Genomic DNA, 16,259 nt, shown 5'->3' on the forward strand with positions numbered 1-16,259 from the left:
TCCCTTGCTAACCATAATTAAAACAAGGCTATTTTCGTACTTTTTTAGCATTTCAATCAAGCATAGTGAGATAAACTGCGAACTAACTTCTATTTATGTTAGAAATCATATTTAGGAGGTGCGGTCTTGCTGCCGTCCAGGATCGCTCTGGGCGGATGCGCATCCTTAGGGCACGGCCTCAGCCCCGAAGAGGAAACCGCTCTTCAGGTCTTCGGACACGTGCTTTTCCCGCAGGAGTCACCGCCCGCCGCTCACTCGGACTGGTAAAGTTGTAATACGATTTTATCTAATATCACTAAGTTGTTAATCCTTTGTAGGCTTAACACCAGCCGCCCGCGGAAAGCGAAGTATATTTTCCAGAGCGGTCGCCGAAGTTTCTGTAAAATACGGCGACATATTATATAAAAAAAAGGCTCTCCATTGGAGAAGCCTTCTTTTTTTACGCAGCATTGCTTTTTCTCTGTTTTATACTCAGGGCAATAATTCCACCTATAAAAAGGGAAAATACAACTAGAACAAATCCGATAAATATCCAATTCAATCCTTCATTAGGTTGTATGGAATAAACCTCTGTTGATTCACGTGGCAAACCGATTCGGTAATCACCAATCTCATTTTCCCTCACAAGGTTATCTCCAAGATAGCCATTCAGTTGCATCCCGGATTCAATGTCGGATATGTCAACATAGGCAGATTCACTCCCATTATTAATGGCAATATACATCGTCTCATCATCCAATGTCCGTTTAAATACACTCATTGCTCCATCTGATCCTACAATTTCAAAGTCACCATATTGGAGTACAGGAAATTGCTCCCTGAGTGAAGAAATTCGATCATGGAACTCCTTTAATTCCGGTTCGCCACTATTAAATGGCACCAGTCGTTGGGAATCTTCAGCGGTTGCACCATACATCGGTAATTCCGTCCCTTGCAGAATGGTTGGCGTTCCAGGTGTTGTATACATATAAGTCAATGCCAGTGTCCATGCTGTTAGTGAGTTTCTATGATTTTTGGAGTATGTTTGTGTAAACCGCTCCGTATAAAAATCATCCATATATAATAATCCATTTTGATTCGACGCAGTTGACCAAGTATCATAAATATCGGAGACAGGATTATCGGGTGCTGCAAAAACCTCTGCCATGGAATCTCGCATCGTCCTATTTTCAAAAGCATCCAATTCTGTTTCAGCTAATAGTTCTTCACTTGCTTCATCGGTAACAAGAATGTCTCCCAATAGATAAAATTCCGGATTTACACTTTTTAAATGACTTGTAAAATTACTCAAGAATCCAATAGGTGCCTCGTCTACTGCATGAAGCATATAGCCATCCAGGTTCGTCTCGTTCATCCAGTGTTCAGCGACATCTATTAAGTATGCTTCTACTTCAGGATGATCTAAATTTAACTGAACAGTGTTTGCTGTCCAAGTTGGCTCCGTTAGTTCCTGTTCGATAATCCAATCTTCCTTTTCCGGGTCACTAACAATAGGACTAGTTTCAGCAATGTAATTGGTTACAAATTCCATTACCACCTTTATATCCCGATTGTGCGCTTCTTGGATCAATGTGCTCAAATCCTCCATTGTCCCAAACTGCTCTTCCAAACGATAAAAATCTTCAATCCAATATCCATGGTAGCCATTGGCAGCATTAGTCATTAAAGGTGATAATGAAATGGTTGTAACACCTATCTCCTGCAATGCATCAAGCTTTAACGTAACACCTTGAAGGTCTCCACCGTGATATGCAGCGGGGTCATCTACATTAACATCTACTTGAGCTTCAGTACTCTGGTCCCCATTATTGAACCTGTCCACCATGATATGATATATAATTTCTTCTTCCACAGCCCGCTCCCCATCTGCAGAAATGACTGGAATAAATGACGTGGTTGTCATCATACTAACTATTAAAAGCATAAATGCTATCTTTTTCATAAACGATCCTCCACCAAAGATATAGTAACTCTTATTTTATTATTAACCAATTAAGAGAATAGTCAATGACAAACCCGGTATTGTTGAAAAGACTTCACATGTTACTTTGGCGTTAGCGTCTTTTGACCAAAATCTTAACGTTATCGGCGATTTTGTACGGGTTATCGGCGAATTGGAGCTATTTATCAGCGGATTTCCCATTTTATCGGCGAATATGTTAGTTTTATCAGCGATTCACTCGTAACCGAGGTAAATCAGCCTCAAAAAAAAGACTGCCCCGTAAAGAGGCAATCTATCAAATTCTTATTATAACTGTATACCCATTGGCAAGCGGACAAATCCAAGAACCAATACGATAATCAGCGCAATCCAAAACTGAATCCAGAAACTCTTTGTAGGTTTACCTTTGCTCTTTTTAACAAGGATCATTTCCATTGCAGCGATCATCCAGATTCCGGCAAGACCCTTTGTGATGGCTTCAGCCAGGATTGGCATTCCGCTGTTTGCGATATAATCCCAAACTAGAACGCCACCAGTATAAAGAATAAACAAGTAATCCAGGCGCAAAATCATATGAAGAATTTTTGCAGCTTTTGCATTATCACGATCCCTCATTGAGATTGCTAAAATAAACAGTATAATTCCTACCACCCAAGCCGTTATGTGCATATGTGTCATGTATGTATCCTCCCTTTGTTTCAGTGATTCCATAGAGTCTCTCTGAAAAAATGTCTACACGTATCATAACATGTACTTCCAAATAATTCATTTTAAAGATAACCACGTAAAGAAAAAAATACAAGCTTGCTACAAAACGTTCACATGACCATGAAATTAAGTTCTATTTTTGTATATCGTTGTAAGAACTTTTCATACTGCTCCTTCGAAATGATACCTTCTTCAACCCACCCATGCTTTCCCTTCCTGTTTCAGTTTCTGATGATTCATTCGTCTTCTCCCCTTTTTCCGCTGGTTTTGCGGAACGGCTGCAGACTATTATATGTTAAACTCCTCCATATCCATTCCATTGGTCCAAAACGGAATCTCGTAAACCACCATTTGCTGAAAAATACTTGTATTGTAAAGATAATGAGTACAATCGCAATTCCAGCAGCGGGACGGATCATTCCGTATAATCCAAAGCCAACTCCATAGAAAAGAATAAAGCTAATAACAGATTGGAGTATATAATTTGTCAATGCCATTCTTCCAACACTGATGAATGGCTGAACCAATTTTAACCCAAGCTTATTCCGAACTAACAGCGTAATCGAGACAATATAGAAAATTGCAGATGCAGTGCCACCAATATTATCCTGAATATAAGAAAACCAGATCGGATTTCCAAATAAATAAGGTCCCATTTTTATAGAAACAAAGGCAATGAGTGATATTAACCATATTTTCTTAAGTGTAACTGCATGTTTCTGTGGTTCATGAAGCCAGCGTTTACGGGCGATATACATGCCTAATAAGAATAATGGAAGCAGTGTTGCTGCCAAGAATAGGAATCCAATTCCTCCATTTGCATAGGTCCAGTCATCGTAATTTTGTGACCAGATCGTTAATAGACTACTACTCTGATAGTTAGTCAACGCCTGGTTGATAACAGTCTCACTATACCCACCTAAATAATTACGGGCTCCATACATGGCTAGCGATAACAACCCTACACTTCCCACAAGAAGGAATACACCCCAAGATATTAGAAAATGATCCCTTACGTTTAGAAAAAACAACAAAAGAAGACCAATAAGACCATAAGATAGTAGAATGTCACCGTGCCAGATGAAAAATGCATGAATGATTCCAAAGCCAATGAGGATAATCAGCCTTTTGAATAAGAAAGATTGTACGTCTGCATTTCGTGCAACAAGCCTATCTTTTAGCAACTCAATACCAAAACCAAAAAGGATGGAAAATAGTGTATAAAAACTTGCTTGGAAAAATACATCAATAAACCCTTGAGTCATAAGATCTAATGGTGAATTCCATATTTGCTCTGCTCCCCCATGCATGAAATAAGGTGCTGAAAATGCTCCAATATTAACAATGAATATCCCAAAGATCGCAAATCCTCTAGCCGCATCGATCCAGACCAACCTATTATTCTCTTTTATCGGAGAAAAATTAGTTCCCATTTTAATTTCCTTCCTTTAAGGGAGATATCATTTCCCCGGATTTTTATCCAAAAGCAACCAGCCCTCTCACGTTTTAAAGAAGGCTGGTTGTCTTTTATTGTTGCTTGGGCACTTCTACCAACAATTGTTTTGAGAAGAAGTACAAGTATGTTTCTTTAACTGGTTGCCTCCAAATTTCTTCAAGGGCGCGCCGGTACAGGGACATCTGTGTTTCGTATCGATTAACCAATTGCTCCCTCACAACTTCAGTAACATCTTTTGCAATTGTATCTGTCTTATAGTCGAGGATAATCCAGCCATCATCTTTTGGTATGAGACAGTCAATGACACCTTGAATCAGGACTTGTTCATCTGTATCGCTTTTCCAATTTGCATATACGGTACTTGCAGGCAATGTCAAATTGAATGGTACTTCACGATAGATATCAGAACTATTCATAATAACCTGAGCAATGTCTGTTTGGAAAAATTGCTCGATTGGTTCCAAGTCCACAATATCCGCTTCCACTCTCGTCATTATCTCTTTTTCTGCGAGAAGCTCCACATATTCTGCGATTTGCTTTTTAGTTAAAGGCTTGTTCATTGGCAGGTGCTGCATGACAGTATGCATCGCAGTACCTTTTTCAGCTGGTGTAACTTTATTTTCGGTCTGCATGAATTTCGGACGCTTTATGATGGGTGCTTTAAATGATTGAACGAGTTGGTCATCACTGTACTCATCCTTGATTTCCTGCTGCCGTTTCAGCTCTGTTACTGTCTGCTTCGCCCGTGAACTTGCTGCTTGTTCATATGGATAATGGTAGGATAATCGTTCACCAACAAATTCATGCAAATCATGATCCACATTTACCGGTTGCCAATTAGTTATTTTTTCTTTCAATGATAAGTCTGTTTCCGGTGTGGTTTCTTCTAGATTGGTTAGATCACTGGCATGGATAATCGATATATCCCATCTCGATGGATCTGCTTGTATTTCATTTAATACCGCATCCCCAATCTCCTCTGTACGAAGCCCTTCTGTTTCTTGATGACGGATAAGTGCTGGACCGACCCAATCCAAATATGTCTTGGACTCCATACGGAAATGCGCTGGTAGAACCCATTCGGAATGATCAATCATTTTCTGCCATTTTTGAAGTTTCTTCTCCATGGAAGCTACTGTTCCGACCATAATGAGTTTTTCTTTTGCCCTGGTTAATGCTACATACAATACGCGCATCTCCTCGGCGAGAAGCTCCCTCAATTTTTCCTGCTGAAGTGCATGGTAAAATAATGTCGGATACGTAATTCGTTTTCTTGGATCGATATATTTACTCGCAAACCCAAGATCCTTGTGCAGTAAATATTTTTGCCTTAAATCCTGTTGATTAAATTGTTTCTCCATTGCCCCTAAAATAACAACCGGAAATTCCAGGCCTTTACTTTTATGGATGGTCATAATCCGAACAACATCTTCCTGTTCACTGAGTGCTCTAGCAGCACCTAAATCATCTCCTCGCTCCTCCATTCTTTCGATAAATCGGAGAAAACGAAATAGTCCTCGGAAGGATGTCGTCTCATAACCACGTGCACGGTCATATAATGCCCTTAAATTAGCTTGACGCTGACGTCCACCTGGCATGCCACCGACAAAATCATAGTAGCCTGTTTCTCTGTATATATCCCAGATTAACTCTGATAGTGCTCCTTGCTTCGATGCTAATCGAAATTGATCCAGCTGAGTAAGAAACTGTTCCACTTTTGTAGCAGTACGATCTGAATTCTGTTTCTTATATGCTACAGTAGCTTCGAAAAATGACCCATACTTATCAGCCAAGCGAATGGAAGCAAGTTCATCTTCATTCAAACCGACAATCGGTGACTTCAGAACTGATGCCATCGGAATATCCTGCCTTGGATTATCAATCACCTTTAAGAGACTGATCATCACTTTCACTTCAATCGCCTCAAAGTAACCCGTCGAAAGCTCAGCATATACAGGGATACCCTGTTTCTTCAATTCATCGGCAATGGTTGCTGCCCAGGTCATGGAACGCATCAGGATAACAATATCTCGATACTGCAAGTCGCGCTGTGTTTGCGTTTCTTTATCCACAACCTTCATTGGAGTATTGCCTTCCTTAAGACCAATCCATGTTTTTATTTTTTCCGAATATGCTCTTGCTTCAAGTTGTGCCTTTTCCAAGTCCTGAAAGTTCTCTTCCTCACCGGAAGTTTCCTCCTTGTCCTCAACTGCTTCACGGTCAATAATGAGCAATTCAGGATGTGGCTTATCGTATGGCATTCCATCATACATTTTATTACCGTAAATCAACTCAGCATCGGAATCATAATTAATTTCCCCGAGCTCTTCATCAAGAATCTGCCGAAAAATATAATTCGCCCCTGTAAGCACTTGCTTACGGCTTCGGAAATTACTTGCCAAATCTATTCGTTTTGCTACTTCATCCGCATTTGCAAACCGTTTATATTTGTCGATGAAAAGGGTTGGTTCTGCATGTCGGAAGCGATAAATACTCTGCTTAACATCACCTACCATGAACATATTCCCTGCACCTGATCGATCACTGATCAATGTGAGAATTGTTTCCTGCACAAGATTTGTATCCTGGTATTCATCGACCAATACTTCACTGAATTGTTTCTGAAACTGCAGTGCTACGGTAGATGGAATAATGTTTTCTATTGTAGAAGATTCATCTACAAGCAGCTCCAAGCAATAATGCTCCAAGTCGGAAAAGTCAACGAGTGCTTTTTCCCGTTTATGTTCGGTAAATCTCGATTTGAATTCCTTAACGAGTTCTGTCAATTGTTTTATTACTGGCGCCATCTCTTTCATATCTGCTATATGACTGTTTAAATTCCTACTGAACCACTTACTCTTCATTCCATCCCAGCGATCTTTGTAACTTTTCCGGAGCTTCTTCACTTTTTCTTTCTTTAAATCGTTACATTCTACACGCTTGCCGGAAAGTTTCCCAAAAGCAGTGGAACTCATATAGGATTGCAGTTCGTCCCATGAGCTCGTGTCATGCAAAGCTCCATATAAAAGAGCCATATCTGCATCGATGGTATCCGCATAATGGTATGGACCATCATTTTCCTTCGTCATTGCCAAGGCAAGCTCCATCTCCTGTTTAATCGCATCAAACTGATCTTTCACTTCCCGCTTGATCATCGTTAACCAGGTTAAATCCGCTTCCTGCCAATTATCCGGAATTTGGTACACATCTGCTAACTTGTCGAGCCACTGTTCTGGCCATGGATTCTGTGTTGCAAAGGTATATAAATCAAGAATCAGATTTTCTACTTCGAGGTCACTTCGGTCATTTGAAAAACGATTCACGACCGCAAAAAATTGTTCCTGATTTTCTGTTTCATTGCCATACCATTCCTCAAATAAATCATCAAGGACTTCCTGCTTAATTAAATCGCCTTCCATATTATCGGCAATTCGAAAAGATGGATCAATATCAATCATATAGGCGTACTTTCTTACCGCATCCATGCAGAAAGAGTGTAAGGTGGATATGGACGCTCTTTGCAGCAACGACAATTGCTTTTTCAGATGCATGGAAGTTGGATTTTCAGCCAGCGATTTTTCAAGTGCTATTCCAACACGGTTTCGCATTTCCTGTGCGGCAGCATTTGTGAAGGTTACGACGAGCAAGGAGTCGATATCAATCGGTTTATCATTCGATAACAGCTTTTGAATAATCCTTTCGACTAATACAGCTGTTTTACCGGACCCCGCAGCAGCTGCCACGAGAATATCACTGCCATCCATATAGATGGCGTCTTCCTGCTCCTTTGTCCAATTAACCATCGATATTATCCTCCTCTCTTAATTTCGTTAAAATATCATCATCTTTCATATCCGTAAGCTTACGGTAATCATTCTTCTCCAAGACTGGATCAAATTGGCAGACAGAATGGAACGGACAGAACGTGCATGCGGTATTTTGTTTATGCTGATATGGGTTTAAATGAACTCCCCCGCTTGTCATATCAATACCAGCATTTGTCATTAGTTGATGAATGTGGTTTTGCAGTTTATGAAATGTTTCATCATCAGCAACTTTTGAATAGCTGTTAAATCCGCCATTTTTCTTAAGACCTGCCGGGACAATCTGACTCGTACCTGTCTCAAGCGTTGTATCCATCATTCTAACAATCTCTTCATCGGAAAGAAGTAGACCTTGCATCTTATATTTTTTGAAAAGCTCTTCTTCAATCTCGTCGTCACCCATTTTGCGTTTTCCTGAAATCATCGGATTGTGAACATGGAAGTACAGCACCCCAGCAGGTGTAGCTTTTGAACCAAGCCACTGCTCTGAGTGCGTTAAGACAACGTCCAGATAGGTCAGCATCTGGAGTGCCAAACCGTAATAAACCTCGATCAAGTTCAGTCCTCTTGCGCTTGATTTGTAATCTATAATTCTTAAGTACAGGGAATCTTCATTTAATGCTTTATCTACACGGTCAATCCGTCCACGTAATAACAGCTCGTAGCCATTTGGCAATTCCATCGTTAGTGGCGGCAGCTTTTCCCTTTCGCCAAAGCCAAGCTCCAATCCAACCGGCGAGAAGTTACTCTGCCTTGCCTGTTCACTTAAAATAAATGCGGCTCTTGCAATAATTTCCTGCAACTTCTGTTGAATATATTTATATCTGTTCGAGCTGCGGAGAATTTGATGCTGCAACACTGGTGCAAGGCTGTGTACTGCTTTTTGAGCATAACTATCCGTATCCTTTTTGGACAGTTGCGCAAAATCTCTTCCTTCAACCTGAATCCACTCGGTAATTGTTTTTAATGCTTCATGGAAAAGCTGGCCAATATCTGGTGCATCTAATTTATAGGTTTTGCGCTCATCTAATTTCAAGCTGTATTTCGCAAAATGCTGGTAGGAACAATTATAATAGGTTTCCAATCTGCTGACACTTGCCTTCACTTGTTTCGGATACAGCTCTTCCACCGTTTTTGCCTTCAGATTAATAGGTTGGTTTTCATAATATAAACTTTGCAGGATGGTATAGGTAGTGCTGTATTTTGTCTCGTTTTGCACATACCAGTTGAATACATCCCACCATACGGAGCTTACTGGATAACCTTTACGACTTCTCGCCAATTGTGCCGTTAGTGCGGATCTCGTTTTCACGGGTGTTGTTATAAAACGCTCTGCATCTGCCAATTCATCTGGGTCCTGTAACAGTAGATGATCACAACAGGATGGAAAAAGATTCTCGATACGATTTATAAGTTGAGATGGCACTTTCGCCTTTCCTTCTTCATCACTAAGTGGATAGCTGATCATAAGTCTGTCCTTTGCCGCTGTAAAGGCAATATACATATAAAACCAGTCATCGAGCAGTTGACGTTTTCCACTGTCCGCAAGACGGATACCATTTACTGCCAAAATTTCCCGTTCCTCTTCATTAATCATGCCATCTGCTGGCGGTTTCATCGGCCAAATTCCATCATTAACGCCAAGAAGAAATGAACATTTCACCCCACTGATTCTTGATCTATCAATCGTACCAACGATGACATGATCAATACTCGGTGGTACATGGGAAAACGTAAGGGTTTCAAAGCCTGCATCCAATGTGGAGTGGAAGGTAGACAAAGTCATTTTTTCCTCTCCTGCCATTTCAACCATTTCATCCAATAATTGAATAACGGCTTCCCACACTTGATCTTGCTCTCTTCCTTTTTCGACATCTCCATTTTCATCATATAGCTCCCGTGTTTCTTCAAGTTGATGTGGAACATTTAAATTTTCTAGTAGCATATAGGTTGATGTAGATAATTCTTTAATGGTCGATGCCTTTCTAATTTCCTCATCAAAAGGCTTCAGTGCATTTGTAACCTGCTGACGATATTTGTTGATTCGTATTTGTGTCTCTTTTTCCGAATCGGTCTGTGTTCCATGTTCAAATCCACGGAACCTTTGAAACTTCCATTCCTCTTCCGCAAACCATCGTTCCCGTGAGCGGATTCCATATTCCAAACAATAGTTTTCCAACTCATCGATTGCATTGTTTGTTAATGGATATTCCTTATCTGTTGCTGGTATAAAGCCGGTTTTCAACACCCTAAAAACCGCATCATAACGCCAATTGCCTTCCACAATATCCAATACAGACCGAACGAACTCAATCAGTGAATGATTAAGCATTGTTCGTTTTTCATCAATAAATACCGGGATATCATGATCATCAAAAATGGTTTGAATCAAATCATGATAGACATCTGTTTGGCGGATGAATACTGCAATATCCTGAAATCGGTACCTCTCTTCCCTAACCAATCGAAGAATTTCCTGGGCAGCGCCTTCCACTTCTGCTCGTGGATGTACCGCCTCAGCAATTTTAATCGGAACCTCTCCATGAAATTCAGGAGACGGTCTTACATCAAAATTCTGTTCCAAATGGAAGAAGTGGGGACGATTGCTAAATCTGCCATTCTCAGGATCAAGGAAAATTGGTTCATCTATAAAGATGTAATTTTCATCAGCGATTTGCTTTAAAATATGATAGGTTTCCGTTGTTTGATAAAACAGATCAAGTTCTGAAACTTCCTCGTTTGGATTATCCAACGCTAATGTTACGGTCACGGAATTACACTTTTTCATCAATGCTTCCACAACGACAAGCTCTTTAGGCGTAAAACTATGGAAACCATCAAAGTAAATATCTGCATCATCTAGTAATTTGGAATCACTGATTTTCTCTGCCAGCAGCTGCAATTGATCTTCCCCGTCAATATAGTTCCCCTGCAACGCAGTGATTAGCTTTTCATAAATAAACAATAAGTCATCCAACTTGTTCGTCAATGCTACTTCACCGGGTGTTTTATGGACAAATTGATCTAAATGTTCCATCTGCATTCGAAGTACATCCGGTGTTACTTGATATCGTTTAAACTCTGTGATCATTGTCTCTAACTGGTTTAAAAAGCCTTGCTTTTCCATCGCCTTTTGGAAAACCTTCCAATCCCCTTGCTTTTCCTCTATAATCTTCCGAAGCATCATTTGGATTCCTACCGAACTGATAAATTGCTTTGTCCCTCCACCAGTTTCCTGCAATATCCGCCAGGCGAGTCTCGAAAAACTTACAACCTGCGCCCGGATGCTTCCTTTTATATGCTCATCATTAAATAATGCAAATTCCTGTTGAAATGTCATTTGGTCTGGCACGATATAGAAAATTGGGGATCCTTGAGGGTTATGAATTAACTTTTCTTTTATCTCATCCAGTGTTCTTCCGCTTTTCCCTGTACCGGCTCTTCCTGTAATAAATCGAAGTCCCATTATCTAGCCCCCGTAGCATGATTATTGATTTTAAGATAAATCTGTTTTCTAATAAATTGGTACTGCGGTTACTCATCCCACCGAAAATATTTGTTGTTTTTTACTACAAAATCTATATACTGCGAAGTAACTGCTGGTTGATTTGGTTTCTATAAGTAAGTGCTTTTCCCGCCGTCCGGGATCGCTCTGGGCGGATGCGCATCCTCAGGACACGGCCTCAGCCTCCTCGAGAAACCCACTCTGCGGGGTCTTCGGACACGTGCTTTTCCCGCAGGAGTCACCGCCCACAGCGATGCAGGACTGGTGAAGCTCGGTGATATGAATTTTATAAATCACTAATGCAGTTATCAGTTTGTAAGCTTAAAACCAGCTCTGGGGAAATATACGAAGACTCCAGCGGGAGGACAGGCATAGGTGAGACACTGAAATGCGTCAGCATGAAGGGGCTCACCAGCCGCCCGCGAACCGCAAGTATATTTCCCCAGAGTGGTCGCCGAAGTAACTTATCCTAGTTCGTAGTTTATCTCAACTCTGCGTTACTTAAAAAGCAATCAAATCTTAAACGAAAAGAGCCTAAAATAAATAGAGCTTCTATCTATTTTACCAAAGATAGAAGCCCTATAATAATTATTTGCCAAAACTGAGTTTTGTTTGTGACAACGGCCAGTATTTGACGTCGACTTTTCCAACAATCTGTTCTGTTGATATGAAACCAAATGATCTGCTATCCAAGCTGTCCTGTCGGTTATCTCCCATAACAAACAGCTTGTTTTCGGGTACTTTTTTAGCGCCAGTTGTTTCCATTAATGTGAAGTTATTTGTAAACGGTTTAGAATCACTTGCTTGTACATAAGCATTCAGAAATTTTTCTTCCACAAGTTCTCCATTTACAAACAATTGATCATTTTTGTATTCAATTTCATCGTCGGGCAATCCTATAACCCGTTTTACATAATCATCTTCTTCATTTGCATGGAAAACAATCACATCAAATCGATCAATATCTGTTAAATCATATACAATTTTATTTACCATTAGTAAATTACCATCATATAATGTTGGTTCCATAGACTCACCATCAACAACATAGCTTGCGAAGATGGTTGACCGTAAAATTACCGCAAGTACAACTGCAAGAATGACTATAGGTATCAGTCTGCGATAATTATATTTTTTCATTTTTATCTTCCTCCAGGGTTATCATCTACTCTTATCATACCCATGGAGAAACTATTTTAATCTTTATTCATCGTTGGATAGTTCTTATTCACTACTTTTTTTTGCAATCTTTTTTCAAGATATTTGCCTAACATCCAAAATAAGACAATCCCTATTCCTACGGTGATTGTTTTAATTGGGTTCTGGGCGAATTCCATAATGCTTGAACCGATGTAGGAAATCGAGAAAACCATTACCGCCTTCCCTAATAAAACAGCCAGAATAAACTGTTGCGTACTTACTCTTGAAAGTCCTGCTACGACATTAATAATCGCTGAGGGAGAAAACGGAAAACACAGTAACAAAAATAAAGGTCCAAATCCATGTCGCTCCACCCATGCCGTAACACGTGTAACTTGTTTATTCGAGCTAATTTTTCTAAGTAATTTCGTATTGCCAAGCTTACGAATCAGTAAAAATACAACGATTGCTCCAACGCTTGCACCGCCCCAGGAAAGAAGAAATCCTTCCAATAACCCATATGCAGCTGCATTACCCATAACAAATACAATTAACGGAAGAAAAGGAAGAAATGCTTCAATAAACGGAAAAAGTATTCCTGGCAACGGTCCCAAACCTTCATATTGGTTTAATATCTGCTGAATAAATTCTTCCAGTCCTTCACTTTCAAGGACGGATCTCCAATTGGAAAAATTGATGTTTAATAAATACATTTAGACGGATTCTCCTCATATGTATGAACGGCTTCTTAATCTTAGTTATATTTTAAAGTAAACAAGGTAAAATGCATAGTTTTAACATCTTATCGGGCCACTTTCTTTTTATTATTCAATTTTTTAGATTTAGTCGTGTAATTTTTAAAACTTTATCATATAATAAGATAAAAGGAACAAATGTTCTATTTATGAAGGAGTGATTCAATTGCGCTATCTAACAGACGAAGACTTTGAACTTGCTTCCCGTTTTCTTTTCTTGTCCATGGCGATGGTCGTTATCAGACAGGATAGGAATTATGTTCAGAATGGTGCCTTTAAAATTAAAGAACCTTATATAAAACTTTTAGAAAAAATGGTATCCGAAGCATCCATTGAACGGAGAAAATTAAAAATGGTGATGAGGCAGAAGAACATGCAAATTGTAACCCTGAATAAAAATGATTCTTTCTCATCTTTTCTCTTTCTCTGTCAAGGTCGGGAAGAGAAACGCAATTACTTTAATCCCGCCATCCGCAATAAAGTGGAGGTCATTGTCCAAGAACTTATGTTGAAGGCTCTGCAACCATATCAGCAGATAGATGCTGGTGCAAAAACCTAATTCGATTATCAAGTAAATAACGGAACTGAGCTGTCCGCTGCAACTGATTCAACATCGATCCATATGAAATATTTATGATTACTTTCCTGCCATTTTTAAAAAGTATTTCCGTTTGATGGTTTCCAGATCTGTTGACTTTATCTATGTGTGAATGAGCAATCCAGGAACATTTTGAACTACTTGGTGAGGTAGTAGGAAAGAAATACATCCCACTTGAAGGGTCGATCGAGATAGGCGCTTTATGTGTGATACCACTGATGTCTTTCGTCCCATCTTGCCTTCCTTTGAGACTTGCACCGAAAAATCGACATGCATCATCAATAATTTTAGTAGGGGTTCCATCCAACACATATTCTGCGTCTTCTTCCAGAACACGAGTTATCTGATTCCCCTTCACATCACGCTCGGCAATTACTGCCATTGTAAACGGAGTAATTTCATGAGAGGTAAAATAATAATTTTTTAACACTGTTATTCTTCCTTTCCGAGAAAAATAAAAAGAAAGTGGCTTAAGTACTAATTTATCACATTTATAGGAAAAATGGTATATATAAACTAAATTTTATGAAAAAAATAATATTTTGTCGAATCTCTATAAAAGTTCAAAAGCACAGGTGGCTTTTAACACATTTCACCTGTGCTTTATTACTAATTATAATTTTTTATTTGTTCCCTTAAATTTCTCCTAAGGATCTTACCTGTTGTGTTTTTAGGTAATTCCTTCAAAAATTCTATTTCTGTTGGGACTTTATACTTCGCTAAGTTTTCTTTGCAAAAATCTGTTAATGTTTCGGCAGTAATAATTGGATCATCGACTACTACAAAAGCCATAACTGATTCGCCAGTGTCTGGCTGTGGTACGCCTACAACAGCCACTTCACTTACATTAGGATGGGAATAAAGCACTTCTTCCACTTCCCTGGGATAAACATTATAGCCACCAACAATAATAAGATCCTTTTTGCGGTCAACGATATAGAAGTAGCCCTCATCATCCATCCGCGCCATGTCCCCTGTATAAAGCCAGCCATCTTTTAATGCGATTGAGGTTTCTTCAGGAAGCTTGTAATAGCCCTTCATGACATTCGGACCTCTGACAATCAGTTCGCCTATTTCACCTGGTTCAACTTCCTCACCAAATTCATCGACTACTTTATTTTCCACATTGACGATGTTCGTACCAATCGAACCAGCTTTACGGGGACGATTCAATGGATTAAAGCACGTTACCGGTGCTGCTTCAGATAAACCGTACCCTTCTGAAACGCTTACATTAAAAGCTTCCTCGAATGATTTAAGTAAAGCAACCGGCATTGCTGCTCCGCCGGAAATACATAAACGGATTCCGGTAAAATCAGCTTTATTGTTTTTTGCGCTTTGCAATAAATAGTTATACATCGTCGGTACGCCAGCAAAAACTGTAGCTTGATGATTCTTAGCCATCCGGAATACATCCGCTGGAGAAAATTGAGGAAGAATGATGATTGTACCACCATTTAATAGCGGTGCATTAAGCGATACAGTCAGACAGAATACATGGAACATAGGCAATGCAGCTATTACACGGTCTTCATTATTAATTGCCAAGTAGTTTGCTACATCCTGGGCATTGGAATACAAATTTTTATGAGTTAGCATCGCGCCTTTTGGTTTCCCCGTTGTACCAGAAGTATAAAGCACAATTGCTAAATCATCCTCCTCCATCTTTGGTGCATTAAATTCAACACTACCACTTTGCAAAAGTTGTGAAAATGAATGGAGTTGCGGCTTAAGGCTGCTATCGCTTAAATTTACCTCTTCCCCACTTTCACAGGATATGTAGTGCTCTACCTTTGGCAACAATTCAGCTATCGGTTCAAACTTTGGAAGCAGGAAATCCATCGTGATGATGCCTTTTACATCACCATTACTAATGATGTAGGAAAGTTCGGACGGTGTATATAACGGATTGATAGGGATTACTACCGCACCAAGGCGTAATGCACCATATAGACCAATTACATAGTACGGACTGTTTCCGACTACAATTGCAATGTGATCGCCTTTTTTATAACCAAGTTCTTTAAGACTTGAGGCAAATTTTTGAATCGCACCTTCCAATTCTTGATACGTCGTTTCTTGATCTTGAAAAATGTAGGCAGTCTTTTTTGGATTTTCCCTAGCAGTACGGGAAAGCTTTTCACTTAAATTCATTTACACTCCTCCATTTTCATGAATGAATATTCATTCATAATTTATCCGAAAGATTACTACTATTCCTAAGTAATAGTTATAAAGCTTTGTAATTTTCCGTATATTTTATAATTATAAGTTAATGCCCGTTCCATTTCAATAGAAAGCGCTGACATTATTTCAAACAAGTAAAAAGCC

10 protein-coding genes are annotated in these 16,259 nt (G+C 39.5%); 1 reads left to right on the plus strand and 9 read right to left on the minus strand.

Annotated features, from left to right (window positions below; all coding sequences use genetic code 11):
* Nucleotides 1-439: 439 nt before the first annotated feature.
* The 7 genes from ACFOUV_RS11870 to ACFOUV_RS11900 form a co-directional block, all read right to left on the minus strand.
* Nucleotides 440-1,942 (minus strand): alpha-amylase family glycosyl hydrolase, encoded by a 1,503-nt coding sequence (locus tag ACFOUV_RS11870; RefSeq protein WP_379496984.1) that lies wholly within the window; start codon nt 1,940-1,942, stop codon nt 440-442.
* Between the two features lie 306 nt (nt 1,943-2,248).
* Nucleotides 2,249-2,620 (minus strand): YisL family protein, encoded by a 372-nt coding sequence (locus ACFOUV_RS11875; RefSeq protein ID WP_379496985.1) that lies wholly within the window; start codon nt 2,618-2,620, stop codon nt 2,249-2,251.
* Between the two features lie 266 nt (nt 2,621-2,886).
* Nucleotides 2,887-4,083: a DUF418 domain-containing protein gene (locus ACFOUV_RS11880; protein ID WP_379496986.1), complete on the minus strand. Its 1,197-nt coding sequence runs from the start codon at nt 4,081-4,083 to the stop codon at nt 2,887-2,889.
* 94 nt (nt 4,084-4,177) lie between these two features.
* Complete coding sequence (addA, locus tag ACFOUV_RS11885; RefSeq protein ID WP_379496987.1) at nt 4,178-7,909, minus strand: helicase-exonuclease AddAB subunit AddA; 3,732 nt, start codon at nt 7,907-7,909, stop codon at nt 4,178-4,180.
* The gene (gene addB, locus ACFOUV_RS11890) at nt 7,902-11,396 is read right to left on the minus strand and encodes a helicase-exonuclease AddAB subunit AddB (RefSeq protein ID WP_379496988.1); all 3,495 of its coding nucleotides are present in this window, start codon (nt 11,394-11,396) and stop codon (nt 7,902-7,904) included. Before addB ends, addA begins: the two co-directional genes overlap by 8 nt.
* Nucleotides 11,397-12,023: 627 nt before the next feature.
* On the minus strand, nt 12,024-12,575 hold the full coding sequence (lepB, locus tag ACFOUV_RS11895) for a signal peptidase I (RefSeq protein ID WP_379496989.1): 552 nt from the start codon (nt 12,573-12,575) through the stop codon (nt 12,024-12,026).
* A 56-nt stretch (nt 12,576-12,631) separates the two neighbouring features.
* On the minus strand, nt 12,632-13,288 hold the full coding sequence (locus ACFOUV_RS11900) for a TVP38/TMEM64 family protein (protein WP_379496990.1): 657 nt from the start codon (nt 13,286-13,288) through the stop codon (nt 12,632-12,634).
* Between the two features lie 208 nt (nt 13,289-13,496).
* Between ACFOUV_RS11900 and ACFOUV_RS11905 the strand changes: the two genes are divergently transcribed.
* Complete coding sequence (locus ACFOUV_RS11905) at nt 13,497-13,889, plus strand: hypothetical protein (protein WP_379496991.1); 393 nt, start codon at nt 13,497-13,499, stop codon at nt 13,887-13,889.
* Here the strand turns inward: ACFOUV_RS11905 and ACFOUV_RS11910 are convergent.
* Together ACFOUV_RS11910 and ACFOUV_RS11915 are read right to left on the minus strand one after the other, a co-directional pair.
* Nucleotides 13,834-14,358, minus strand: coding sequence for a competence protein ComK (locus ACFOUV_RS11910; RefSeq protein WP_379496992.1), 525 nt, complete (start codon nt 14,356-14,358; stop codon nt 13,834-13,836). The two genes, ACFOUV_RS11905 and ACFOUV_RS11910, sit on opposite strands and share 56 nt — an antisense overlap.
* Nucleotides 14,359-14,537: 179 nt before the next feature.
* Nucleotides 14,538-16,082, minus strand: a complete 1,545-nt coding sequence (locus ACFOUV_RS11915; RefSeq protein WP_379496993.1) for a fatty acid--CoA ligase family protein — start codon at nt 16,080-16,082, stop codon at nt 14,538-14,540.
* Between the last annotated feature and the right edge of the window lie 177 nt (nt 16,083-16,259).

The organism is Oceanobacillus longus (assembly GCF_042650085.1).
Lineage (GTDB): Bacteria > Bacillota > Bacilli > Bacillales > Amphibacillaceae > Oceanobacillus > Oceanobacillus longus.

Bases quoted from the DNA above. Each gene is read 5' to 3' on its own strand.
- addB (WP_379496988.1), bottom strand. From the start codon at position 11,396: ATGGGACTTCGATTTATTACAGGAAGAGCCGGTACAGGGAAAAGCGGA.
- ACFOUV_RS11900 (WP_379496990.1), bottom strand. From the start codon at position 13,288: ATGTATTTATTAAACATCAATTTTTCCAATTGGAGATCCGTCCTTGAA.
- lepB (WP_379496989.1), bottom strand. From the start codon at position 12,575: ATGAAAAAATATAATTATCGCAGACTGATACCTATAGTCATTCTTGCA.
- ACFOUV_RS11915 (WP_379496993.1), bottom strand. From the start codon at position 16,082: ATGAATTTAAGTGAAAAGCTTTCCCGTACTGCTAGGGAAAATCCAAAA.
- ACFOUV_RS11875 (WP_379496985.1), bottom strand. From the start codon at position 2,620: ATGACACATATGCACATAACGGCTTGGGTGGTAGGAATTATACTGTTT.
- addA (WP_379496987.1), bottom strand. From the start codon at position 7,909: ATGGTTAATTGGACAAAGGAGCAGGAAGACGCCATCTATATGGATGGC.
- ACFOUV_RS11880 (WP_379496986.1), bottom strand. From the start codon at position 4,083: ATGGGAACTAATTTTTCTCCGATAAAAGAGAATAATAGGTTGGTCTGG.
- ACFOUV_RS11870 (WP_379496984.1), bottom strand. From the start codon at position 1,942: ATGAAAAAGATAGCATTTATGCTTTTAATAGTTAGTATGATGACAACC.